Source organism: Kitasatospora sp. DSM 101779, assembly GCF_025655475.1.
Classification (GTDB): Bacteria; Actinomycetota; Actinomycetes; order Streptomycetales; family Streptomycetaceae; genus Kitasatospora.
This window is the reverse complement of the sequence record NZ_JAHTIK010000001.1, coordinates 465,990-488,795: the sequence shown is the minus strand read 5'-3', so window position 1 is coordinate 488,795 and position 22,806 is coordinate 465,990. Positions and strand designations below refer to the sequence as shown.

Below are 22,806 nucleotides of genomic sequence, written 5' to 3'. Positions count from 1 at the left end.
CCAGCCCGCAGCCGCTGTGGCCGGCCGCCGGGGCCGAGGTCGCGGCGGCCGGCCACAGCGGCTGCGGGCTGGGGTGCTCCGCGACCTGCCGGGCCGGGCCCGCGTCGTGCAGGGTGCCCGGGCTGTCGCAGCCGGCGAGCGCCAGGGCCGCCGCGGCGGCGGCCGCGACCACCGCCACGGCACGGCCGGGCACGACGGCCCGGGCAGGTGGGCCTGTCCACTTCCTCACGCGCTGCGGTGCCTTTCCTGACGGTCGTACAGGGACGAGGGGAGGGCAGCCAGTCTGCCCCATGCCCACCGGCGGCCCGCCGCCCGCCCGCCGGTGGATCAGGGTCTTTGCCCGCCGCCCCGGGCGGGCCGCCTGCCGGCGGGGTCACGGTCCGTCGGCCAGGTCGGCGAGGACGACGATGTTGTCGCTGTAGTGCCCGTCGTGGCCGATGGTGCCGCCGCAGGTGACGAGCCGCAGCTGCGCGTCGGGGGTGTCGCCGTACACCAGGTCGGTCGGGAAGGCGGACTTCGGGAACTGCCGGATCGCCCGCACCCGGTACGAGACGGTGCGGCCGTCCTCCCGCCGGACCTGGACGGTGTCGCCCGGCCGCAGCTTCGGCAGCTGGAGGAAGACGGCGGCGCCCTTGCGGGTCCGGTAGTGGCCGAGGAGGACGGCCGGTCCGGGCAGGCCGGGCGCAGCGCCGTCGCGGTACCAGCCGACCCGGTCGGGCCGGTCCAGCGGCGGGACCTCCACCGTGCCGTCGCCGTTCAGCCCGACCGGGCCGACCGGGGCGTCCACGCCGATCCGGGGGATCAGCAGCCGCACCGGCGGTGAGGCCGTCCGCTGGACGTCCGGCGCGGAGCCGGGAAGCGCGGCACCGGCGGTCGGCGGGCTGTGCGTCGGCGCCGCCGCGTCGGGGCCGGTGTACGCGATCCGCACCGGTTCCCCGGTCGGTGTGAGGCCGTACGCCACCGTGCCGAGCCCCAGGGCGAGGACGAGCGCGCCGGCCGACGCGGCCGGCACCCACGAGGGGTGCCGGCCGCGCCGGTTGCGGCTACGCCTGTGCGCCGGCACGGCGCCGACGGACGACCGCGGTGCCGATCCCGGCCGCACCGGCCAGGGCGACCACGGAGCCGAGGACGACGGCGGTGGGCGAGGTGCCCGCGTCCGCCTCACCGGTCTGGGCACCTCCCCTCGGGGTCGTGCCGACCCGGCGGCCGTCCGGGCCGACCGGCAGCGCGCTGCCCTGGCGGGTGCCGTCCGGCCCGACCGGCGGCAGGGTCGGGACGGCGCTGGGCGCGGCGCTGCGCGTGGCCGAGGGCACCGGCGACGGCGACGAGCCGTCGGCGGCAGCCGCGCCGGCGGACAGCACCACGGCGACCCCGGCTCCGGCGCAGACCAGCGCGGAGCGCACCGAGCGGTGCACGGTCGAGGTACGTGACATGAGGACTCCTCCGAATGCTCGCCACTCCCGTTCGGTCGAACGCGAGTTGGTGACGCACACGCTAGGAAGGCCGCCTCACGGACTCCCGCCGGCCGTGTAACGGCCACCGCGCGGATCGGTAACAGACCCCGGTCCGACGTCACGACGGACGTCCCCGGGCGCAGCCGGGCCCTGCCCCGGCCGTGCCGCGGTGGCGTACGAGGCCCCGGTCGCCGCACCTGCCCGGCGACGACCGAATCCGAAGGCCTACGGATGGACGGCGCGGGCGGCGAGCGGCAGCGGCGGGAGCCGGTGGCGGCCGATCCAGGCGTCGAGCAGTCCGTCGGTGGCGTGGCCGCCGTAGCGGGCGAGGTGCGCGGTGAAGTCGGCGGTGGTGACCACGGAGTGCCGGCGGGTGGTCGCCCAGTCGCGGACCATCCGGAAGAAGACCGGGTCGCCGAGGGCGGTGCGCAGTGCGTGCACGGTGAGGCCGCCGCGCTCGTACACCCGGTCGTCGAACATCAGGCTCTTGCCGGGGTCGCCGATCCGGATGTTCTGCGGCAGGGCGAGGAGCTTGCGGTAGGCGGCCTCGGCCTTGCGCTGGGCGCTCTGGCCGCCGGAGTGCTCGGACCAGAGCCACTCGGCGTACTTGGCGAAGCCCTCGTTGAGCCAGATGTCCCGCCAGCCGCCGATGGTCACGCTGTTGCCGAACCACTGGTGGGCGAGCTCGTGCGCGATCAGCCGCTCGCTGCCGCGGAAGCCGTCGACGTGGTTGGTGCCGAAGGTGGCGAGGCCCTGTGCCTCCACCGGGACGTCCAGTTCCTCGTCGGCGACCACCACCGCGTACTCGGTGAACGGGTACGGTCCGAACAGTTCCTCGAAGAGCTCCATCATCTGCGGCTGCCGCGCGAAGTCGTGCTCGAAGCGCTGCTGCAGCCGGGCCGGGACGTAGCCGGTCTGGGTCACGGCACCCGGGCTCGGCGGCGTCAGCGGGACGCCGCGGTACGGGCCCACGGAGAGGCCGACCAGGTAGCTCGCGGTGGGCGCCGACTGGTCGAACACCCAGGTGGTCGCGGAGGCGCGGGTGGTCCGGGTCAGCAGCCGGCCGCCGCTGACGACGGTGTACGGCGACGGGGTGGTGACCGAGAGGTGGTAGCTCGCCTTGTCGGACGGCCGGTCGTTGCACGGGTACCAGGACGGTGCGCCGACGGGCTGGCTGGCGACCAGCGCGCCGTCGGTCAGCTCCTCCCAGCCGAGTCCGCCCCAGGGGCTGCGGACCGGCTTGGGGTTGCCGGACCAGTGCACCTCCACGGTGAAGGCGGCGCCGGCCGTCGGGGGCTTCGCGGGCTTGATCCGCAGTTTTCCGCCGCGGTGCGTGTAGTGGGCCGGGCGCCCGTCGACCAGCACCCGGCCGATCTTGAACGGGGCGAGGTCCAGGGCGAACTCGCGCAGCGGTGCCCGGCCCGCTATGGCCGTGATCCGGGCCGTGCCGGCCAGCCGGTTGGGGCCCGGCCGGTAGTCCAGGGTGAGCTCGTACCGGTGCGTCCGGTACCGGTGGTCGCCGTTGTTCGGGAAGTACGGGTCGGCGGCAGCGGCCTCGGTCTGCTTGGGGCTCACCGGTGGGTTCTCTCCGTGCGCGGTCTCGGTCATGTGACTCGGTGCCCGGGCTGCTGCCAGGCCTCGATCGGGTTGCCGAGCCAGCGGGTGTCGTCGGGGACGGACTCCGCACGCATCACCAGGGAGGCCGGGCCGAGCGTGGAACGGGCCCCGACCGTGCTGCCCGGCAGCACGATTCCGCCCGGGCCCAGGGTCGAGCCCTCGCGGAGTTCCACAGTATCGAGCCTCATGATCCGGTCGTGGAAGAGGTGGGTCTGCAGGACGCAGCCCCGGTTGACGCTGACCGCGTCGCCGAGGGTGACCAGGTCGGTCTCCGGCAGCCAGTAGCTCTCGCACCACACGCCGCGGCCGATCCGGGCGCCGAGGGCCCGCAGCCACAGGTTGAGCACCGGGGTGCCGAGCACCCGGCCGATCAGCCACGGCACCGCCAGCACCTCGACGAAGGTGTCGGCGAGCTCGTTGCGCCAGACGAAGCCGCTCCACAGCGGGTGCTCCGCCGCCCGGCAGCGGCCGACCAGCAGCCACTTCGCGGCGACGGACACGGCGCAGGCGGCGGCCCCGGCGGCGAGCAGCACCGGCCCGGCGAGGAGCACCGCGCCGCCCGGCACCGCAGCGTCCAGCGCGCAGAGCGCGGCCGCGGTCAGCACCGCCAGCGCGGCGGAGGCGAGGACCGGGACGAGCCGGCCGAGCTCGGTCAGGCCGCGCGCCCACAGCAGCCGGCGGGGCGGCTCGTAGGTGCGGGCGGCGTCCGCGGTGTCCGCCGAACGCGGCAGCTTCACCGGCGGCATGCCGAGGTAGGAGCTGCCCCGCTTGGCCTTCTTCGGGGTGGCGGAGAGCACGCCCACCAGTCCCCGGTCCGGCACGGAGCGTCCCGGCGCGGTCATCCCGGAGTTGCCGAGGAAGGCCTTGCGCCCCACCGCGGCCCGCCCGACCCGCACCCAGCCGCCGCCCAGCTCGTACGGGGCGATCAGGGTGTCGTCCGCGAGGAAGGCGCCGTCGCCGACGGTGGTGAGGCTGGGCAGCGCGAGCACCGTCGAGACCTCGGCGCGGCGGCCGACCCGCATGCCGAGCAGACGCAGCCACAGCGGGGTGATCAGGCCGGCATAGAGCGGGAAGAGCGTCTGCCGGGCGTGGTCCATCAGCTGGCTGACCGTCCACACCTGCCACCCCGTGCGCCCGTGCAGCGGATGGTGGCCGGTGCGCAGCCCGATGCTGAGCAGCCGGACGAGGGCGAGCACGACCGCCGCGTACGCCAGGCCGTACACCAGCGTGGCGGGCACCACCGCGGCCAGAGCGCCGCGCAGCGCGGCGGGCAGGTCGTCGCCGGGGTGGACGAACAGCCCGGCCGTGAGCAGCGCCGGGACGACGCACAGCGCGGGCAGCAGGGCGAGGACGGAGCCGGTGAGGCCGTAGACGGCGGCCCAGCGGGTGGTGCGGGCGGGCCGCTGCTTGGGCCAGCCGCGCTCCGCCTTGCCGATCTTGACGGCTGGGGCGCCGCCCCAGCGCTGGCCGGTCGGGACGTGCCCGGCCACCCCGGACCCGGGCGCCAGCTCGGCACGCTTGCCGACCCTGGCACCGGGGAACAGCACCGACCGTGTCCCGACGACCGCGCCCGCGCCGACCCGGATCGCGCCGACCTCCAGCCGGTCGCCGTCCAGCCAGTACCCGGCGAGGTCGACCTCGTTCTCGATCGCGCAGCCCTTGCCGAGCCGCAGCAGACCCGTCACCGGCGGCAGCGTGTGCAGGTCGACGTCCTCGCCGACGTGCGCGCCCAGCGCCCGGGCGTACCGCGTCAGCCACGCCCCGGAGAGCGAGGTGGCGCCGGCCGCCTCGGCCCACCGCTCCGCGGCCCACAGCCGCAGGTGGACACCGCCGCCGCGCGGGTACCGGCCCGCCCCGACGCCGCGCAGCAGCAGCCGGACGCCGCCCGCGGCCACGGCCAGCCGGCCCGGCGCGGAGAACAGCAGCACGGCACCCGCCGCGACCGCCCACCAGGGCGCGGCGGGAGCCCAGGCGTAGCCGCCGAGCACGTGGAGGACGGAGCCGAGCGCCAGCAGCGGGACGCTCCAGCGCAGCCCGGTCAGGGCGGACAGCGGCAGCAGCGCCGGCAGCTGTACGAGGCCCGCCCGCAGCGGCGTCGGATCCACCCGGCGGGTCGTAGCCTCGGCCGGGGCGGACCGCTCCAGCAGCCGGGCCAGCTTGCGCAGCGTCGGCTGCTGGTAGACGTCCAGCACCGACACCGCCGGGCAGCGGGTGCGCAGCCTGGTGGTCAGCTGGGCGGCCGCCAGCGAGCCGCCGCCGATCGCGAAGAAGTCGTCGTCGGCGCTCCGTACCGGCACCCCGAGGACCTCGGCCCACTGCTCGGCCAGCCAGGCCTCCGTGCCGTACAGCTCCTCGCCCGGGGCGCCCTGCTGCAGGTCGGGCAGCGGCCAGGGCAGCGCGTTCCGGTCGACCTTGCCGGAGGTGCGGCAGGGCAGTTCGTCGACGGTCGCGAGCAGGGGGACGAGCGCCGCAGGCAGCTCGGCGCGCAGCCGCTCGACCGCGGCGGCCCGGTCGAAGCCCTCCCGGACGACCAGGTAGCCGACCAGCAGCTGGTTGCCGCCGCGGGCGGTGCGGACGGCGGCGGCCGCGCCGGCCACCCCGGGCAGCGCCTGCAGGGCGGCGTCCACCTCGCCGAGCTCGATCCGGCGGCCGCCTAGCTTCACCTGCTCGTCGCCGCGGCCGAGGAAGACCAGGCCCTCCGGATCCGCGCGGACCAGGTCGCCGCTGCGGTAGGCGCGCGACCAGCCCAGTGACTCCAGCGGCGCGTACTTCTCCTCGTCCTTGACCGGGTCCAGGTAGCGGGCCAGCCCGACGCCGCCGATCACCAGCTGACCGCTGCGGCCCATCGGCACCGGCCGGTCCTCCCCGTCGACCACGGCCAGCTCCCAGCCGTCCAGCGGCAGACCGATCCGCACCGGGCCCTCGCCCGTCAGCGGGCAGGCGCAGGCCACCACGGTCGCCTCGGTCGGGCCGTAGGTGTTCCACACCTCACGGCCCTCGGTGACCAGCCGCTCGGCCAGCTCCGGCGGGCAGGCCTCGCCGCCGAAGATCAGCAGCCGGACCTCGTTCAGCGCCTCCGCGGGCCAGAGCGCGGCCAGCGTCGGCACGGTGGAGATCACCGTGATCTCCTGCTCCGCCAGCCACGGGCCGAGGTCCGCGCCGCTGCGCACCTGCGCGCGGGGGACGGGCACCAGGCAGGCGCCGTGCCGCCAGGCGAGCCACATCTCCTCGCAGGAGGCGTCGAAGGCGACCGACAGTCCGGCCATCACCCGGTCGCCCGGCGCGATCGGCTCGCCCTGCAGGAACAGCCCGGCCTCCGCGTCCACGAAGGCGGCCGCGCTGCGGTGGGTGACGGCGACGCCCTTGGGCCGGCCGGTCGAGCCGGAGGTGAAGATGATCCACGCGTCGTTCTCGGGACCCGGGCTCGCGGCCTCGTTCCCGGAGGGCTTGACCCGGCCCAGCTCCCGGTCGGGGCCGAGTACGGCGTTGACGTCGGCCTCGCCGAAGACCAGCTCGGCGCGCTCGTCCGGGTCGTCGGCGTCCACCGGCACGTAGGCGGCGCCGACCGCCAGCACGGCCAGGATCGACACGTACAGGTCGTTGGTGCCCGACGGCACCCGGACGCCCACCCGGTCGCCGAGGCCGATGCCCGCCCGGGCCAGGTGGCGGCGCAGCTGCTCGACCTCGCGGAGCAGGCCGGCGTAGTCGAGCACGGTGCGGCCGTCGTCCAGCGCGGGCTCGTACGGGTGTGTCGCGGCCGTCGCCCGCAGCACGTCCACCAGCGTGCGGGCCGGCGCCGGCGGGCGGCCGGGGAAGAGCGCGAGCGGTGTCTCGGGGTCGGTCATCACGGTCATGCAGTCCCCTTCCCGGCTCCCGGGAGACCCATCGGAGGCGGCCGAAGTGCGACAACCCGGACAATCTACCGACCGGGCCGTTGCCGCCCCTGCCAAGCCAACCATCCGGCGCGCCGGGCCACCGCTCGGACCGCCGCCGGCCGGGTGCGGACGGCCGGGGCTCCGAGTGGCTGCCCGCGCGCTGCGCCTCCCCCCGGGCGACCGGGAGCCCGCCGCCCTCCGGCAGCCTGCCGGAGGGCGCCGGGGCGGACAAGACCGCCCCGGCCGGGCCCGGTCGCCCGCAGCACCCGGTCAGACCGCGACCGTCTCCTCCAGCTCCTCCCGCACCGCGGCCGGGGCGGCGGCGGGCCGGGCATGGCGCCGTTCGACCGCGGCCGCCCCGGGCAGGGCGAGGCCGCCGGCCGCGAGCCAGGCCAGCAGGGTCGTGAGGTGGCCGGCGAATCCGGCCCGGCCGTCGAAGTAGAGCAGGGTGCGGGCACCCTCGACGAAGCCTGAGCCGTTCCAGAAGGTGTGCAGGGCGCCGAAGAAGCCGTCCTGCAGTTCGGGGCGGACGATGCCGCCGGACGAGGTGAAGTTGACCATCACGAACAGCACCATCATGGTGAGGGTGGTCCACCGGCCAAGCACGGTGTGCAGGGCGGTGCCGACGAGGGTGATCGCGGCCGAGTACAGCCAGCCGCGTGCCCAGAGACCGGCGAGGTCGTGGTCGGCGACGTGGAAGACCGGCCCGGCCGGCACGATGCCGATCGTGCTCACGGCGAGCGAGACGCCGAGGGCGAGCAGGGCGCGCAGCCACAGGGGGAGCAGGGCCCCGGCCCCGCCGATCACCGCGACGCTGCCGTAGGAGCCGATGCTCAGGGCGACCAGCAGGAAGAACAGCCCCTGGCGGTCGGATCGCCTGCGGCGAGCGGGGTGATGTTGTCGACCCGCAGCGGGCGGTCCTGTGCGGCGGCGACCTCGGTGAACACCTTCTCGGCCACGGTGGCGGAGGTGTCGGAGTTCGCCGCGGCCACCAGCAGCACGGGCGCCTTCGGGTCCGGCACGTGGGCGCCGACCAGGCTGCGGTCCATCAGGCGGGCACGGGCCTCGCCGACCGTGGCCGCGGTGGACACCCGCAGGGCGTCGCCGGCCTCGTCCCGCAGGTGGTCCGCCAGCGCCGCGGCCTGCGGCGAGGAGCCGACGACGGCGACCTCCATCCGGTGCGGGTGCGGGGCGTGGAACGCGGCCCGGTAGGCGAGGCCCATGCCGAGACACATCAGGAGCGGGGTCGGTCAGCAGGTGGCCGAGGACGTGCCGAAGCACCCGGTCGGGCATGGCGGCACTCCCATGATCGGTGCAGCTAATGGTTGGTAAATGCAATTATTATTCGGATGCACTTGACAACCATCGGGGTGGGGGGCCACCGGCCCCGGTAGTTGGTCGGTGTGCCGCGGTACCCGGGCCGGCGGCCGCCGGAGCTCAGTCCTGCAAGAAGCCGAGCAGCGCCGCCGCCACCTCCGCCGGGCTCTCCACCTGCGGGTAGTGGCCGGTGGACGGCGGCCCGGCGAGCTCGACCACCGCCGCGTGCGGGAGCCGTTCGCGCACCCGCGCCAGCACATGGGCGCCGCTGATCGGATCGGCCGGGCCCCAGACGAACAGCATCGGCCCCGGGAACCCCTCCAGGGCCGCACCCCAGCGCGCCGCGTGGCTGCGCCGCTCGTCGATGTAGCGCAGCAGCCGGGGCGCGAGCAGCCGGCCGTCCTCGCGGGCGATCCCGAGCCACATCTCGTGCAGCACCGTGTCAGGCACCGGGCGGGCCAGCACCCGCCGCATCGAGGCTGCGAACCGCCGCTCGGTCATCGCCCGGGCCAGCAGCGGCCCCAGCGGGCCGTGCAGCAGTCGCTGGACCGCAACCGGCCGGTGCAGGTCGGCCCAGAGCCCGCCGTTCAGCCACACCGACCGGGAGATCCGCTGCGCGTCCCGGGCCAGCAGCTCCTGGGCGACGCTGACCCCGTAGTCGTGCGCCACCAGCGCCGTGGCGCCGACCCCTGACTCCTGCCAGACCGCCTGCACCAGATCGGCCTGCTCCAGCAGCGAGTACGCGTGCCAGCGCGGCTTGTCGCTCTCGCCGAAGCCGAGCAGGTCGAGAGTGGTCACCCGGCAGCCGTCCGCGGCCAGCGGGGGCACCACGGCCGCCCAGTCGTGCGAGGAGGTCGGGAAGCCGTGCAGCAGTGTCACCGGCCGGCCGCCGGGCGGGCCGTCCTGGCGGACGAACAGGGTGTGCGCACCGCGCGGGCCGCGGACGGTCAGCCGGCGCCCGCCGGCGGTCCACTCCGCCAGCGCCGGCAGCCCGGTCTCGGTCGGCGGGGTCACGGTGCCTCCTGTCGGGGACTGCCGGCGGTCGGGTGCGTGGTCGAGTGCGACGCGTTCGGGTGTGCGGTGGTCGGGTGTCCGGTGGTCGGGGGCGACGTGTTCCGGTGTGCGCCGGTCCGGTGCACGGCGGCCGGGAGCGCGGTCACGGCGCCGGGCGCCGCAGCGCGACGCCGTCCAGCAGCGCCCCGAGCCCGAAGTCGAACTCCTGGTCGCTGTCCGGCGCGTTGAGCAGCTCGGCGTGGCGGCGGACGACCGGGTGGGTGGACTCCGGCAGGGCCGCGAAGAGCTCGGCCATGGCGGCGCGCTCGGCCGCCGTCCGCGCGGCGCCGCCCGCGTCCATCTGGGCGGCGCCGATGACGAAGTGCATCACCGTCAGGTAGACGTGCACGGCCGTTGCGGGCTCCCAGCCCGCCGCGATCAGCAGCCCGAGGGCGTGCTCCCGCGCGCGCAGGGCGTTCGGCCCGAGCAGCTGCCCGGCGACGAACAGCGGCGCCACCGCCGGGTGGCCGAGCAGGACGCGACGGAACTCGCGGGCGCCCGTGGCCAGGGCGGCCCGCCAGTCCGCCGTCTCCTGCGGCAGCCGGACCTCGGCGAGCACCTGGTCCACCAGCTCGACCAGGAGCTCCTCGCGGCTGGCGACGTGCCGGTACAGCGAGGTGTGCCGGGTGCCCAGCCGGTCGGCGAGGTGCCGCATCGTCAGCGCGTCCAGCCCCTCCTGGTCGGCGATCTCCAGCGCCGCACCGGTGATCGCCGCCAGGCTCAGCCCGCCCGCCCGGGGCCGACGGCGCTCCCGCTCGCCGTACCGCCGGCGCCACCAGGCGGCCGAGCCCGGGGCGGTCGGCCCGGTCACTCGAAGAGGTCCGGGTCGGAGCGGACGATGTCCTGCCACAGCGGCTGGAAGGAGAACCAGCCGGCGAGCGGGAAGCCGGTCTGCTCGCGGGTGTAGCGGGCCGCCTCGGCGCTCATCACCCGCGGCTGCCCGGCGGCCTCGGCGAGCAGCTGGGCCTGGGCGCTGCGCTCCATGCTGATGAACCACCAGGCGGCCTCCTCGACGGACTCGCCGACCGTGAAGATGCCGTGGTTCTGGTGGATCGCGGCCCGGTGCGGGCCGAGGCCGGCCGCCAGCAGCGCGCCCGCCTCCTCGTCGACGACGACCTCGCCGCCGCCCTCGGAGACCACCACGTGGTTCTCGAACAGCGCGCAGGCGTCCTGGGTGATCGGGTCCAGCAGGCGGCCCAGGCTCGACCAGGCCTTGCCGTGCACGGCGTGCGCGTGGCAGGCGGCGACCACGTCCGGCCGGGCCGCGTGGATCGCGGAGTGGATCACGAACCCGGCCCGGTTGACCGGGCGGCGGCCGTGCCGGACCTGCCCCTCGTGGTCGACCAGGATCAGGTCGGACACCCGTACCTGACGGAAGGACAGGCCGAACGGGTTGACCCAGAACATGTCCGGGAACTCCGGGTCGCGGACGGTGATGTGGCCCGCCACCCCCTCGGAGAAGCCGAGCCGTCCGAAGATCCGGCAGGCGCCGGCCAGGCGCTGCTTGCGGTGCTCGCGCTCCTCCTCCACGGTCGCGAACTGCGGTGGCAGGTCGAACTCCAGCCCCTGCTGCACCGGCATGAATGCGCTGATCGTCTCCGCCACGGTGTCCCCTCTCCCGGTCGGTACCGCTTTGGCCGCCCATCATGCGTCCACTGGACGCATTTCACAAGAGGTGTATCCCGGTGTTTCCCGGCCGGGATGGCGCGATCCGTGCTGGCGTGTCGCCGGGGCGCGGGTGGGATGATCGACCCGCCCGGCACCATCACGCAGAGGGAGCAGACGATGACGATCAGTCACCGAACCGTTGGAACCGGCCCGCACAAGGTCCTCGTGCTGCACGACTGGTTCGGCACCAGCGCCGGCTGGGGCGAGTTCCCCGACCTGCTCGATCCGGACACCTTCGGCTACGCCTTCCTCGACTACCGCGGTTACGGCGAACGGATCGCGGTGGACGGCGAGTTCACCCTCGCCGAGATCGCCGCCGACGCGCTCGCGCTCGTTGACCAGCTCGGCTGGGACACCTTCTCGCTGGTCGGGCACTCGATGGGTGCCAAGGCCGCACAACGGATCCTCGCCGACGCCCCGGCCCGGGTGCGCAGGCTGGCCGCGGTGGCCCCCGTCCCGGCGAGCGCCTACCCGCTGGAGGGCGAGGCCCACGAACTCTTCCACGGCGCGGTGCAGTATCCGGCCAACCGCAGGGCGATTCTCGACCTCGTCACCGGCCACCGCGCCTGCGGCCGCTGGCTCGACCGGATGACCGCACGCTCGGTGGTCGGCTCCCGGCCGGAGGCCTTCGCCGGCTACCTGGCGGACTGGACGACACAGGACTTCGCCGCGAAGGTCGCGGGCAGCCCGCTGCCGGTCGGGGTGTTCGTCGGCGAGCACGACCCGGCGCTCTCCGCCGAACTGATGCGGCACACCTGGCTGACCCACTACCCCAACGCCGAACTGACCGTCCTCGCCAACTCCGGCCACTACCCGATGCACGAGATCCCGGTGGCCTTCGCGACCGCCCTGGAGGCCTTCCTGCGGGACTGACCGGCGGCCCGGTGAATTGTCAGTACCCCCACCTACCATGGGATTTGTCAGCGAGCGCCCCCAACCACCGCACCAGGAGGTCGTCGATGTCCGCTGCCCAGGCCCATGCCCTGGCCCCTGCCCCGCCCGTCCGCCGCGCGCCGTCCGCCCACCGCACCTCCGTACGGCGGGCCCGTCCCGTCCACCGCTCCGGTCCGCCCGCCGTCCGGCCGCTGCCGGCCGGCATGCCCCGCGAGTGGTACATCGACCACAACCGCCGGCTGAAGGCCATGCGCCTCGCGGTCGTCCTGCTCGACTCCGGGGTGTACCTGCCCCAGCAGGCCACCAACCGCCGGATCCGCTCGATGGCCGTCCGCCTCGGCATCCACCGCCCGTCCGCGATCACCTGCCGTGCGGTCCGGGCCCTGCTCGGCTGACCGTGAACGGCCTCCGGGGGCGGCCCCGGCCGCTCCCCGGAGGCCGTTGCGGAGTGTCCGCCCGATTCGCCGCGCCGGCGCGGCATGATCGGAGGCGACACCCGTTCGAGGAGGACCACCGGCATGGAGTTCCGTCACCTGGGCCGCAGCGGCCTGGTCATCAGCGAGATCGCCTACGGCAACTGGCTCACCCACGGCTCCCAGGTCGAGGAGGAGACCGCCGCGGCCTGCATCCGTGCCGCCCTCGACACCGGCATCACCACCTTCGACACCGCCGACGTCTACGCCGGGACCCGCGCCGAATCCGTGCTCGGCCGGGTGCTCAAGGGCGAGCGCCGGGAAGGGCTGGAGATCCTCACCAAGGTGTTCTGGCCCACCGGCCCCGGCCGCAACGACCGCGGACTCGGCCGCAAGCACGTCATGGAGGCGATCGACGGCTCGCTGCGCCGCCTGCAGACTGACTACGTGGACGTCTACCAGGCGCACCGCTACGACCCCTCGACCCCACTCGAAGAGACCATGGAGGCCTTCGCCGACGTGGTCCGCGCCGGCAAGGCGCTCTACATCGGCGTCTCCGAATGGACGGCCGACCAGATCCGCGCCGGACACGCCCTCGCCCGCGAACTGCGGGTGCCGTTCGTCTCCAGCCAGCCGCAGTACAGCGCCCTCTGGCGGGTCATCGAGGCCGAGGTCATCCCCACCTGCGAGGAACTCGGCATCGGCCAGGTCGTCTGGTCGCCGATCGCCCAGGGCGTCCTCACCGGCAAGTACCTGCCCGGCGCCGAACCGCCGGCCGGCTCCCGGGCCACCGACGAGAAGGGCGGCGCCGAGTACGTCGCCCGCTGGCTCCGCGCCGACGTCCTCGAACGCGTCCAGCTGCTGCGCCCGCTGGCCGACCAGGCCGGCCTCGGCATGGCCGAACTGGCCGTGGCCTGGGTGCTGCAGAACCGGAACGTCGCCGCCGCGATCATCGGCGCCTCCCGTCCCGAGCAGGTCGTCGAGAACGCCCGCGCGGCCGGCGTCCGGCTGGACGCCGACCTCCTGAAGGCGATGGACGACATCCTCGCCCCGGTCGCCGAGACCGACCCGGCCCGGACGGCGCAGAACGCCCCGAAGGAGCGCCCCTAGTACCGCGTCAGGCAACCGTCGCGACGGGGCGAAGGTGGCCTGACGCGGCACTGGCTACCGGAACGGCATGCGGTTGGTGGCGCTCAGCACGTCCCCCCGGACGGGCGAGCCGGCGGCGCGCCGCAGATCGCCGACCGCCGGGTCGGAGACGGAGACCGTGAGCGTGTACCGCGGCTGGCCGGTGATCGTGTTCGACCCGTCCACCGGAGGGGCGAGCCCGCGCGAGACGTCAAGGGCCTCGACACCGGGGCACAGCGCCGTCAGCGGGAGCTCCACCACCCCGCCGCCGCCGGAGCGGAGGCCCACCGGCTTCGCCCCGTCCTGCTGCGCGGCCTCCCAGTCCCTGATCGGCAGGCCGTAGGCGCCGCCCACCAGCCCCTCCGGGCCCTCGATCTCGACCGCGGCCGTCAGCGGACCGGACCCCGGCAGGTCCGCCGCCCCCTGCCCGCCGACCCGCGCGAAGCCGAGGCCGACAGTGAAGCGCCCGGGGTCGCCGCCCGCCAGCCGTTCGAAGCCGTACGAGGTGAGGACGAGCTGTGGGCCCGGCGGCGCGCTCCGCGTGCCCGCGGCCGGATCGGCCTCCGGCGGCACGGCGTAGTGGTGGAAGCCCTTCGCGCCGCACTTGCTGCCCACGGAGGTCCCGCCGCCCGGCAGTGCGGTGTCCTGCGCCTTGGTGATCACCGGCAGCTCGGGGGCCGGACCGGTGTCCGCCAGCAGACCATTCGGCCAGAGCGTCACGGCCGTGGCCGCCACGGCCGTGGCCAGTACGGCGAGCGCCACCGACAGCACCCGGCCCCTGCCGCGCGGCCGCCGTACTGCGCCCGGCGACGCCGGGGACCAGCGGCGGCCACCCGGATCGACCGGCGGCTCCACCCGCCACTTCGCCGACAGCTCACGGGTCCGCGCCGCCGGCTCCTTCACGGTGGCCGCACGGACGAACCGCTCGTCCAGCACCAGCCCGTCGAACGGGTCCGGGGCGCCGGGCTCCGGCTCCTCGGAGGGTCGTGGCTGCGGGTCGTCGGCTATCGGCATCGCGCCAGTATGCCCAAGCGCGCCGACAGCGCCGCCGCCCGGCCCCGAGAACGGCTGACGGCGCGCCACCGCGGGCCCGCCGGAAAACTCCTCCGGTGAAGCCGTCACATCCGCCGGGCGGCATCCGTCAGTGCAGTGCAAGCACATCGGAACCCGCCGGGAGGAACCCGCCGTGAACACCACCACCAGCACCAGCAGCACCGTCGCCGCCGCCGCCGAGAGCGTGGCCGCCGGCTCGAGGATGTCCGACCCCGTGGAGCTCGTCCCGGAGCTGAAGGAGCTGAGCGGCTGGCTCTACCGTGCCACCGGCAACCGGTCCGTGCCGCGGACCACGATCGGACTCGTCCAGCTGCGGGCCGGCCAGCTCGTCGGCAGCACCTACCTGGTCGTCATGCACACCGGGATGCTGCGCAAGGCGGGGGAGAGCGAGGAACGCATCGCGGCCGTCGCCACCTGGCGCGACGCCCCGTACTTCAGCGCCGCGGAGCGCGCCGCCCTGGCCCTGGTCGAGGCCGTGCTCACCCCGAACCCGGCCGGCGAGCGCGTCCCCGACGAGCTCTACGCCGAGGCCGCCCGGCACTTCGACCCGACGGCACTCACCACCCTCACCCTGGCCATCGGCCAGGTGAACTTCTTCGTCCCGCTCGCCCTGATCGGCAAGCCCGTCCCGGGCGTCGCCCCCTCCGAGCAGTGGACCTGACGCTCCGTCGAACAAGCCCGGGCCCGCCCCGTCCCCTGGGACGGGCCGGACCGTGCTGCGGCTCGAACTCCGAACGCCAGAGCTCGGCTCCGTCGGCCGTCACGCGGACGACGGCGTGCCGCGTCGTGTAGGACGCGCAGCGGAGGTCGGTGGAGACGGCGTGGTTGATGACCTCGTCCTCGCCGTGCGGCCGGAAGGCAGCGGCGGGCGACGGCACGCCACGGACAGTCGTCCGGGGTGGCCCTGGCGTCGCCGGGCTGTCGGGTCGTCATGCACCGCCTCCTGTTGGCCTCAAGGTCACTTGAGGCCCTACGGTCGGCTGCGCCGGAGCGGCAACCAGCACCGACCCGGAGAGGACGGCAGCCCGATGACGTTTGTGATCGCCCTGCCCTGCGTGGACGTCAAGGACAAGGCGTGCCTGGACGGGTGCCCCATGGACTGCATCCACGAGAGGGAGCGGATGCTCTACCTCCACCCCGACGAGTGCACCGATCGAGAAGGACCATCCGATGGTGGCGACGCTGCCGGCCCGGGACACCGTCTGACCCGCCCGGGCGCCGGCCCCTCCTCCGGATCTTGCCAGAGCGGCGCGCGTCGCCGGACGCCCGGCAGGATCCGGAGGGGGTTCTACGCCTCGCTGATGTTGACCAGCCAGGTGATGCCGAAGCGGTCGGTGCACATGCCGAAGACGTCGCCCCACATCTGCTTGTCCAGCGGGACGGCGACCGTGCCGCTCTCGGACAGCGCCGTCCAGTAGCGGCGCAGGTCGGCGTCGTCGTCGCCGCTGAGGCTGACCGTGATGTTGTTTCCGGGCCGGTGCTCCGTCCCGGGCGGGTTGTCGGCGCCCATGAGGGTGTAGCCGCTCGGCGTCACCAGCATGCCGTGCATGATCCGCTCGGCCGTCTCCCCGGTCATGTCCGGGTTGAACTGGCCGTAGGTGTTCAGGTCCAGGTCGCCGCCGAAGACGCCCTGGTAGAACTCCATCGCCTGGCGGGCGTCGCCGTCGAAGCTGATGTACGGGTTGAGCCGGGATGCCATGAGGGGTCCTCTCCTGACGAGGCGTCGGTCCTGCCGCAGCCTAGGCGAGGGTCGGCGCCGTACCCGTGACGACACGTCGCTCCGGTGGCTACGGCTCGATCGTCCGGCCGTCCATCCGTGCGAACGAGGTGGCGACCAGCTCGGTGAGCACCTCGCGGTCCACGTCGGCGAGCCGCTTGAGGTAGAGGCAGCCCTTGCCGGTGGTGTGCGGGCCGAGCCGGGCCAGCAGATCGGCGTACGGCTCGAAACCCTCGGCGACGTACAGCACCAGCGCCTGCCTGCGCGGGGCGAACGCGATGGGCGGCCACTCGCCGGAGCGGCCGCTCGCGTAGCGGTAGCGGTAGCTGCCGAAACCGACCATCGACCCGCCCCACATCTCCGCCTGTGCTCCCGTCGCCCCGGCGACCAGGGCACACAGCTCCTGCGCGTCCGCGCGGCGCCGTTCGTCGCCCACACCCGCGAGGAACTCCCCGGGGTCGGCCCCCGTCCGTGCGGTCTTCGGCTCACCCATGCAACGTACCCCTCGTGCTCACCCGCACCGCCCGTGCCACCAGCATGCCCACGGCTCAGTCCTCCGAGCGCTCCGTGAGCGGAGCGTCGGTGCGGTCGCCGAGGAACTCGTACCAGCGCCGCTGCAGGCACACGTACCGGGTGTCCGCCTCGACCAGCCGGAGGAAGGCTCCGACGGTCTCCGCCAGCCTGGCCTGCATCCCCGGCTCGGCCAGGTCTCCGCCGTCGGTGAAGCCCTGGTGCGCCCGGGCGAGGCTGAACATGTCCGGGTAGACCCGGGTACCGAGGTGTTCGAGCGGTACCCGCAGCGCCCACAGACCACGGTTGCCGCCCACCATGGACGGGGAGGCGGACACCAGCAGGGCGTGCTTGTCCTTGAACGGCTGCGGCCGCACCCGGGAGACCCAGTCGACCGCGTTCTTCAGTGCACCGGGCAGCGAGGCGTTGTACTCGGGGGCCGCGACCACGAAGCCGTCGCAGGCGGCGATCCGTTCGCGCAGCGCCAGCGCCCCGGGCGGGAGGCCGCCCGCGGACTCGACGTCCCCGTCGTAGAGCGGCATCGCGAAGTCCCGCAGGCCCGCGAGGTCGGCCGTGGCACCTGCCTCGCCGACCAGCCGGGCGACCAGCGCGGCCAGCCGCCCGTTCAGCGAGTCGGCGCGGAGCGACGCCCCGAGGACGAACACCCGCACCGGGCCGGGCGACTCGTCCGCTGTCATGCTGCCTCCTGGGTCTCGCCGGATGCCTCGGCGCCCATCCTGCCCGGCCACCGCCGCCGCACCGGGGAACGACCGGTCGCCCGGGGCGTGTCGCCGCACCCGTGTTCCTGCGGTCACCGGGTCGCCCCGGACTCGGCCGACGAGCCCGACCGTCCGGTGTGCGGGTGATCGGCGTGGCGACCCGCCGGTCCGGGCTGACCGGTGCCGGCCGTAGGCTGGGCGCATGGCTCTGGTCGAGGTGGTACAGCTCCTGGTGTCGCCCGCGCACCGGTACACCGGGCGCCCGTCCGACGGGCCGTCCCCGGCGCACCCGGGCGAACTCGTCCGCAGTGCCGAGGTGCGGCAGGGCCTCGGGCTCGTCGGCGACCGCTACTACGCCCGCCAGGCCCACCGGGACGCCGCCGTCACGCTGATGGCCGCCGAGAACCTCCCGCTCGCCGTCCGCCCCGGGACCGACCTGCGGCACACCCGCCGCAACGTGCTGCTCCGCGGCGTCGACATCGATGCGTACCTCGGCCGGACGGTCTCGCTGGACTGCGGCTCAGGGCCCGTCCTGCTGGCCGTCCGCCGCGCCGCCCGCCCCTGCGCCTGGATGGACGCCGTCATCGGCCCGGGCGCGCAGCGGGCCCTGCGGGACAAGGGCGGCGTCCGCTGCACCCCGCTGAGCGACGGCGTCCTCACCCTCGGCCCGGCGGAGTTCGAGGTCCTGCCGGACTGACGGACCGCCCGGCGGTCACAGATCGACCACCGTGCCGAGGCCGCGGGTGCGTGCCGCGTGGTACGCCACGGAGGCGGCGGCAACGTCCAGGGCGGCGTGGCCGGTGGACTTGAAGACGGTCAGGTCGTCGGGGGAGCGGCGGCCGGGTGCGGTGCGTCGAGGACCGACCGCGGCGTCCGCGTCGTCCAGCTGACCTACAACCAGGCCAACCAGCTCGGCGACGGCTCCATGGCGCCGGAGAACCGGGGACTCACCCCGCTCGGCCACCGGGTCGTCGAGGCGCTCAACGACAGCCGGCTGATGGTCGACCTCTCGCACAGCGGCGAACGCACCTGCCTGCCGCGACAGCATGGGGGCAAGCGGTGATCCGCACAGTGTCTCGCACGCGGGTTGCGCAGTTCCCCGCGTCCCTGGTTCGGCTGACCGCCGCATGCCGCGCCGTGGACCGGGCACACAGCGGGGCATGTCGGACATACTGCCTGCTGTGGACTCCCGACCCGACCATCCCGTGGAGGCCGGCGCACCGCAGGCCGGCGACACCACCGAGAGCACCGTCACGGTGGTCGTCGCCGGCCTGTGCAACCTCGGCATCGCCGTGGCCAAGGCACTCGCCGGCCTGGTCAGCGGCTCCGGTGCCATGCTCGCGGAGGCCGCGCACTCGCTCGCCGACACCGTCACCGAGGTGCTGCTCTTCCTCAGCCTGAAGCGCAGCACCCGCCCCGCCGACGACACCCACCCCTTCGGGTACGGCCGGGAGCGGTACGTGTGGGCGCTGCTCGCCTCCTTCGCGACCTTCATCGGCGGCGCCGTCTTCTCGGTCACCGACGGGGTCCGCACCCTTCTGCACGGCGAGGAACTCGGCAGCCCGGTGGTCTCCTACGTGGTGCTGGCCGTCGCCTTCGTCCTCGAGTCGGTGTCGCTCTCCCGGACGGTCCGCCAGGTCCGCGGCGAGGCCGGCCGGCTCGGGGTGACCGGCCGCAGGTACCTGCGCGCCACGCCCGACACGGCCGTCAAGGCGGTCTTCCTGGAGGACGTGGCCGCGCTGATCGGCCTGGTGCTGGCCTTCGGCGGGGTGCTCGGCACCGAACGGACCGGCAACTCCGCCTGGGACGGCGCCGCCTCGCTGCTGATCGGCGCGCTGCTGGCGTGGGTGGCCGTGGTGCTGGCCCGTGCCAACGGGTCGCTGCTGATCGGCCGGGCCCTGCCGCAGAGCGCGGAGGACCGGATCGCCGAGACCCTGCGGGGCCAGCCGCAGGTGCGGCAGGTGGTCGACCTGGTCACCCTGGTCAGCGGGCCGCAGGACGTCCTGGTCGCGGCGAAGGTCGCCTTCGAGGAGCCCGCGACCGCGCGGGACGTGGAACGCGCCTGCGAGGAGGCCGAGAAGGCGATCCGCGCCGCCCACCCGGCGGTCGTCCGGGTCTACCTCGACCCGACCCCGGGCCGTACGAGGGACTCGCGGTGAGTCATACGAGAGGGGCGCGGGGAACTGCGCAGGTCGGGAGTGGGCGTCACGACGGTCCGGGGCAAGCCCTGTCCGTACGGTGCCTCACATTCGAATTGCGCAGTTCCCCGCGCCCCCGGCGGTGCACCCGAAGGTGCGGTGCCTAGGCGGCTGCCTTGGTGCGGCGGTCGGCGGGGGAGGGGTCGAGGGTGCCGAGGGCCTGGAGGATGGCCTCCACGCTCTGCTTGGCGTCGCCGAACAGCATGCTGCTGTTCTCCCGGAAGAACAGCGGGTTCTGCACACCCGCGTAGCCGGACGCCATCGACCGCTTGAAGACGACCACATGGCCCGCCTCCCACACCCGCAGGACCGGCATGCCCGCGATCGGGCTGGTCGGGTCCTCCGTCGCCGCCGGGTTGACGGTGTCGTTGGCGCCGATCACCAGGACGACCGAGGTGTCGGTGAAGTCGTCGTTGATCTCGTCCATCTCCAGCACGATGTCGTACGGCACGCGGGCCTCGGCCAGCAGCACGTTCATGTGCCCGGGCAGGCGGCCCGCCACCGGGTGGACGCCGAAGCGGACCTCGACGCCGCGCTCGCGCAGCACCCGGGTCAGCTCGGCGACCGGGTGCTGGGCCTGGGCGACGGCCATGCCGTAACCCGGGGTGATGACCACGGAGGCGGCCTCGGCCAGCATCTGCGCGGTCTCCTGCGCGCTGCTCTCGCGGTGCTCGCCCTGCTCCCCGTCCTGGGCGGCGGGCGCCTCGATGCCGAAGCCGCCGGCGATGACGGAGATGAAGGACCGGTTCATCGCCTTGCACATGATGTACGACAGGTAGGCACCGGAGGAGCCGACCAGCGCACCGGTGACGATCAGCAGGTTGTTGTTCAGCAGGAAGCCCGCCGCCGCCGCAGCCCAGCCCGAGTAGCTGTTCAGCATGGAGACCACCACGGGCATGTCGCCGCCGCCGATCGAGGCGACCAGGTGCCAGCCCAGCAGCAGCGCCAGCACCGTCACCGCGATCATCAGGCCGAGGCTCGGGCTGACCGTGAACCACACCGTCAGCGCCACGAACGCCACCAGCGCCGCCACGTTGAGCCCGTTCTTGCCCGGCAGCATCAGCGGGCTCGACTTGATCCGCGCCGACAGCTTCAGGTAGGCGACGATCGAGCCGGTGAACGTGACCGCGCCGATGAAGATGCCGATGAACACCTCGGCGTGGTGGATGCGCAGCAGGTCCGAGCCGATCAGGGTCTGGGCGGCGCCGTGCCGCTCCACCTCCAGGTAGCTGTTCCAGCCGACCAGCACCGCGGCCAGGCCGACGAAGCTGTGCAGCACGGCGATCAGCTCGGGCATCTGGGTCATCTCGACCCGGCGGGCCCGCCAGAGGCCGATCGCGCCGCCCGCGGCCATCGTGACCACGATCAGCGAGACCGCGCCCGCGGAGATGTCCTGCGCCGCGACCACCACGGTGGCCACCAGCGCGAGCGCCATTCCGGCGATGCCGTAGGCGACACCGGCCCGCGAGGTCCGGTGCTGGGAGAGCCCGGCGAGGCTCAGGATGAACAGCAGTGCGGCGACCAGGTCCGCGGCGTGGGCGGCCGTCGTGTACGTCATCGGTCATCGGCCCTTCGAGAACATGCCGAGCATCCGGCGGGTGACGGCGAATCCGCCGAAGATGTTGACGCTGGTCAGCAGGATCGCCACCGCGGACAGCGCGGTGACCACCGCGTTCTCGTGCCCGATCTGCAGCAGGGCGCCGATCACGACGATGCCGGAGATCGCGTTGGTCACCGACATCAGCGGGGTGTGCAGGGCGTGGTGCACCTTGCCGATCACGTAGTAGCCGATCACCACGGCCAGCGTGAACACCGTGAAGTTCTCCGCCAGTTGGGCCGGGGCGAAGGCGACCAGCAGGAACATCGCGAGCATGCCGAGCCCGACCAGGCCCAGCCGCACCCGCCCCGAGAGGCCGGACGGCTTGGTCGCGACCGGTGCCGCGGGTGCGGCCGGGGCGGCGGCCGGTGCCGCGGACACCTGCACGGGCGGCGGCGGCCAGGTCAGCTCGCCCTCCCGGACGACCGTGACCGAGCGCTGGACGACGTCCTCGAAGTCCAGTACCAGCCGCCCGTCCTTGCCGGGCGTGACCAGCTTCAGCAGGTTGACCAGGTTGGTGCCGAACAGCTGCGAGGCCTGGGCCGGCAGCCGGGAGGCGAGATCGGTGTAGCCGATCAGCGTCACGCCGTTGTCGGTGACCACCACCCGGCCGGCCACCGTGCCCTCGACGTTGCCGCCCTGCGCGGCCGCCATGTCCACCACGACACTGCCCGGCCGCATGGACGCCACGTCCTCGGCGGTGATCAGGCGCGGCGCCGGGCGGCCCGGGATGAGCGCGGTGGTGATGATGATGTCCACGTCCGCGGCCTGCGCGCTGTACAGCGCGGCAGCGGCCCGGTCGTAGTCCTCCGAGGTGGCCTTGGCGTAGCCGTCGGTGCTGCGCTCCTGCTCCACGTCGACCGAGAGGAACTCGCCGCCGAGCGAGCGCACCTGGTCCGCCACCTCGGGCCGCGGGTCGGTGGCCCGGACGACCGCGCCGAGGCTGCTCGCCGCGCCGATCGCGGCCAGACCGGCCACACCGGCGCCGGCGACCAGCACCTTCGCCGGCGGGACCTTGCCGGCCGCGGTGACCTGGCCGGTGAAGAACCGGCCGAAGACGTGTGCGGCCTCGATGACGGCCCGGTAGCCGGCGATGTTCGCCATCGAGCTGAGCACGTCCATCGACTGCGCACGGGAGATACGCGGCACCGCGTCGAGCGCCAGCGCCGTGACCGGACGCTGCGCCAGCAGGTCGAGCAGGTCCTTGTTCTGATTGGGGCCGAGCAGGCCGACCAGGGTCGCGCCGTCGCGCAGCCGGGCGACCTCCTCGTCGGAGGGCGCGTTCACCTTGAGCACGACGTCCGCGTGCCAGGCCTCGCCGATCTGTGCCCCCGCGTCGCGGTAGGCGTCGTCGGTGAACCCGGAGGCCGACCCGGCCCCGGACTCGACGACGACCTCGTAGCCCAGGGCCAGCAGCTGACGCACCGTGGCCGGTGTTGCCGCGACCCGGGTTTCGCCGGTGGCCGACTCCGCCGCCACGCCCAGGCGCTGCGGTGGAGGGTTGGCCGGTTCGTGAGCAGACATGACACCTGTCTCCCTTGTCGGAGGCGCAGCCGGCGGCGGTTCTTCCGCGCTCGGCTGTTGCCAGGATTC

General features: G+C 74.4%; 20 protein-coding genes and 3 pseudogenes. 8 read left to right on the top strand and 15 right to left on the bottom strand.

The genetic code is table 11. The annotated features are described in order from the left end of the window. The 9 genes and pseudogenes from KSNIM_RS02275 to KSNIM_RS02235 all read right to left on the bottom strand — a co-directional run. Positions 1-229: pseudogene (locus KSNIM_RS02275) on the bottom strand (protein phosphatase); the annotation flags it as partial. 144 nt (positions 230-373) lie between these two features. Continuing rightward, positions 374-1,012: a class F sortase gene (locus tag KSNIM_RS02270; RefSeq protein WP_263101505.1), complete on the bottom strand. Its 639-nt coding sequence runs from the start codon at positions 1,010-1,012 to the stop codon at positions 374-376. A gap of 31 nt (positions 1,013-1,043) precedes the next feature. After that, a complete protein-coding gene (locus tag KSNIM_RS02265) occupies positions 1,044-1,433 on the bottom strand; it encodes a Tat pathway signal sequence domain protein (protein WP_263101504.1) in 390 nt (129 codons plus the stop codon). A gap of 246 nt (positions 1,434-1,679) precedes the next feature. Then, positions 1,680-3,062 carry a M1 family metallopeptidase gene (locus tag KSNIM_RS02260; RefSeq protein WP_263101503.1) on the bottom strand — a complete coding sequence of 461 codons (1,383 nt, stop codon included), beginning with the start codon at positions 3,060-3,062 and terminating at the stop codon, positions 1,680-1,682. Continuing rightward, on the bottom strand, positions 3,059-6,925 hold the full coding sequence (locus tag KSNIM_RS02255; protein ID WP_411543641.1) for a Pls/PosA family non-ribosomal peptide synthetase: 3,867 nt from the start codon (positions 6,923-6,925) through the stop codon (positions 3,059-3,061). The genes KSNIM_RS02260 and KSNIM_RS02255 overlap by 4 nt, the downstream gene beginning before the upstream one ends. Before the next feature lie 291 nt (positions 6,926-7,216). Then, positions 7,217-8,239 (bottom strand): annotated as a pseudogene (locus tag KSNIM_RS02250) (hypothetical protein). A gap of 144 nt (positions 8,240-8,383) precedes the next feature. After that, positions 8,384-9,277, bottom strand: coding sequence for an alpha/beta fold hydrolase (locus tag KSNIM_RS02245; RefSeq protein ID WP_263101502.1), 894 nt, complete (start codon positions 9,275-9,277; stop codon positions 8,384-8,386). Between the two features lie 142 nt (positions 9,278-9,419). After that, positions 9,420-10,127: a TetR/AcrR family transcriptional regulator C-terminal domain-containing protein gene (locus tag KSNIM_RS02240; protein WP_263101501.1), complete on the bottom strand. Its 708-nt coding sequence runs from the start codon at positions 10,125-10,127 to the stop codon at positions 9,420-9,422. After that, on the bottom strand, positions 10,124-10,897 hold the full coding sequence (locus KSNIM_RS02235; RefSeq protein ID WP_263107798.1) for a class II aldolase/adducin family protein: 774 nt from the start codon (positions 10,895-10,897) through the stop codon (positions 10,124-10,126). The genes KSNIM_RS02240 and KSNIM_RS02235 overlap by 4 nt, the downstream gene beginning before the upstream one ends. Positions 10,898-11,101: 204 nt before the next feature. Here KSNIM_RS02235 and KSNIM_RS02230 point away from each other — a divergent pair, with 204 nt between their 5' ends. The 3 genes from KSNIM_RS02230 to KSNIM_RS02220 all read left to right on the top strand — a co-directional run bounded on the left by KSNIM_RS02230 (position 11,102) and on the right by KSNIM_RS02220 (position 13,401). Further along, positions 11,102-11,857, top strand: a complete 756-nt coding sequence (locus tag KSNIM_RS02230) for an alpha/beta fold hydrolase (protein ID WP_263101500.1) — start codon at positions 11,102-11,104, stop codon at positions 11,855-11,857. Between the two features lie 86 nt (positions 11,858-11,943). Continuing rightward, positions 11,944-12,273, top strand: a complete 330-nt coding sequence (locus tag KSNIM_RS02225) for a hypothetical protein (protein ID WP_263101499.1) — start codon at positions 11,944-11,946, stop codon at positions 12,271-12,273. Between the two features lie 123 nt (positions 12,274-12,396). Next, entirely contained in the window at positions 12,397-13,401 is a 1,005-nt protein-coding gene (locus KSNIM_RS02220) for an aldo/keto reductase family protein (RefSeq protein ID WP_263101498.1), read from the top strand. Between the two features lie 54 nt (positions 13,402-13,455). On the opposite strand, the gene KSNIM_RS02215 is transcribed toward KSNIM_RS02220, so the two are convergent. After that, a complete protein-coding gene (locus tag KSNIM_RS02215) occupies positions 13,456-14,433 on the bottom strand; it encodes a hypothetical protein (protein WP_263101497.1) in 978 nt (325 codons plus the stop codon). A gap of 241 nt (positions 14,434-14,674) precedes the next feature. Between KSNIM_RS02215 and KSNIM_RS02210 the strand changes: the two genes are divergently transcribed. Both KSNIM_RS02210 and KSNIM_RS02205 read left to right on the top strand, forming a co-directional pair. Further along, entirely contained in the window at positions 14,675-15,133 is a 459-nt protein-coding gene (locus KSNIM_RS02210; RefSeq protein ID WP_263107797.1) for a carboxymuconolactone decarboxylase family protein, read from the top strand. 367 nt (positions 15,134-15,500) lie between these two features. Beyond that, a pseudogene (locus KSNIM_RS02205) lies at positions 15,501-15,626 on the top strand (ferredoxin); the annotation flags it as partial. A 134-nt stretch (positions 15,627-15,760) separates the two neighbouring features. Here the strand turns inward: KSNIM_RS02205 and KSNIM_RS02200 are convergent. The 3 genes from KSNIM_RS02200 to KSNIM_RS02190 all read right to left on the bottom strand — a co-directional run bounded on the left by KSNIM_RS02200 (position 15,761) and on the right by KSNIM_RS02190 (position 17,397). Then, a complete protein-coding gene (locus KSNIM_RS02200) occupies positions 15,761-16,171 on the bottom strand; it encodes a VOC family protein (RefSeq protein ID WP_263101496.1) in 411 nt (136 codons plus the stop codon). Positions 16,172-16,259: 88 nt separating this feature from the next. Next, entirely contained in the window at positions 16,260-16,682 is a 423-nt protein-coding gene (locus KSNIM_RS02195) for a DUF1801 domain-containing protein (RefSeq protein WP_263101495.1), read from the bottom strand. Positions 16,683-16,737: 55 nt separating this feature from the next. Then, entirely contained in the window at positions 16,738-17,397 is a 660-nt protein-coding gene (locus KSNIM_RS02190; RefSeq protein WP_263101494.1) for an NADPH-dependent FMN reductase, read from the bottom strand. A gap of 223 nt (positions 17,398-17,620) precedes the next feature. On the opposite strand from KSNIM_RS02190, the gene KSNIM_RS02185 reads away from it, so the two are divergent. The 3 genes from KSNIM_RS02185 to KSNIM_RS02175 all read left to right on the top strand — a co-directional run bounded on the left by KSNIM_RS02185 (position 17,621) and on the right by KSNIM_RS02175 (position 19,577). Continuing rightward, a complete protein-coding gene (locus tag KSNIM_RS02185) occupies positions 17,621-18,115 on the top strand; it encodes a molybdenum cofactor biosysynthesis protein (RefSeq protein WP_263101493.1) in 495 nt (164 codons plus the stop codon). 57 nt (positions 18,116-18,172) lie between these two features. Further along, positions 18,173-18,481, top strand: coding sequence for a membrane dipeptidase (locus KSNIM_RS02180; RefSeq protein WP_263101492.1), 309 nt, complete (start codon positions 18,173-18,175; stop codon positions 18,479-18,481). A gap of 97 nt (positions 18,482-18,578) precedes the next feature. Continuing rightward, complete coding sequence (locus KSNIM_RS02175; protein WP_411543640.1) at positions 18,579-19,577, top strand: cation diffusion facilitator family transporter; 999 nt, start codon at positions 18,579-18,581, stop codon at positions 19,575-19,577. 142 nt (positions 19,578-19,719) lie between these two features. Here the strand turns inward: KSNIM_RS02175 and pntB are convergent, their stop codons facing one another. Then, positions 19,720-21,174, bottom strand: coding sequence for a Re/Si-specific NAD(P)(+) transhydrogenase subunit beta (pntB, locus tag KSNIM_RS02170; protein WP_263101490.1), 1,455 nt, complete (start codon positions 21,172-21,174; stop codon positions 19,720-19,722). A gap of 3 nt (positions 21,175-21,177) precedes the next feature. Next, on the bottom strand, positions 21,178-22,737 hold the full coding sequence (locus tag KSNIM_RS02165) for a Re/Si-specific NAD(P)(+) transhydrogenase subunit alpha (protein ID WP_263101489.1): 1,560 nt from the start codon (positions 22,735-22,737) through the stop codon (positions 21,178-21,180). Between the last annotated feature and the right edge of the window lie 69 nt (positions 22,738-22,806).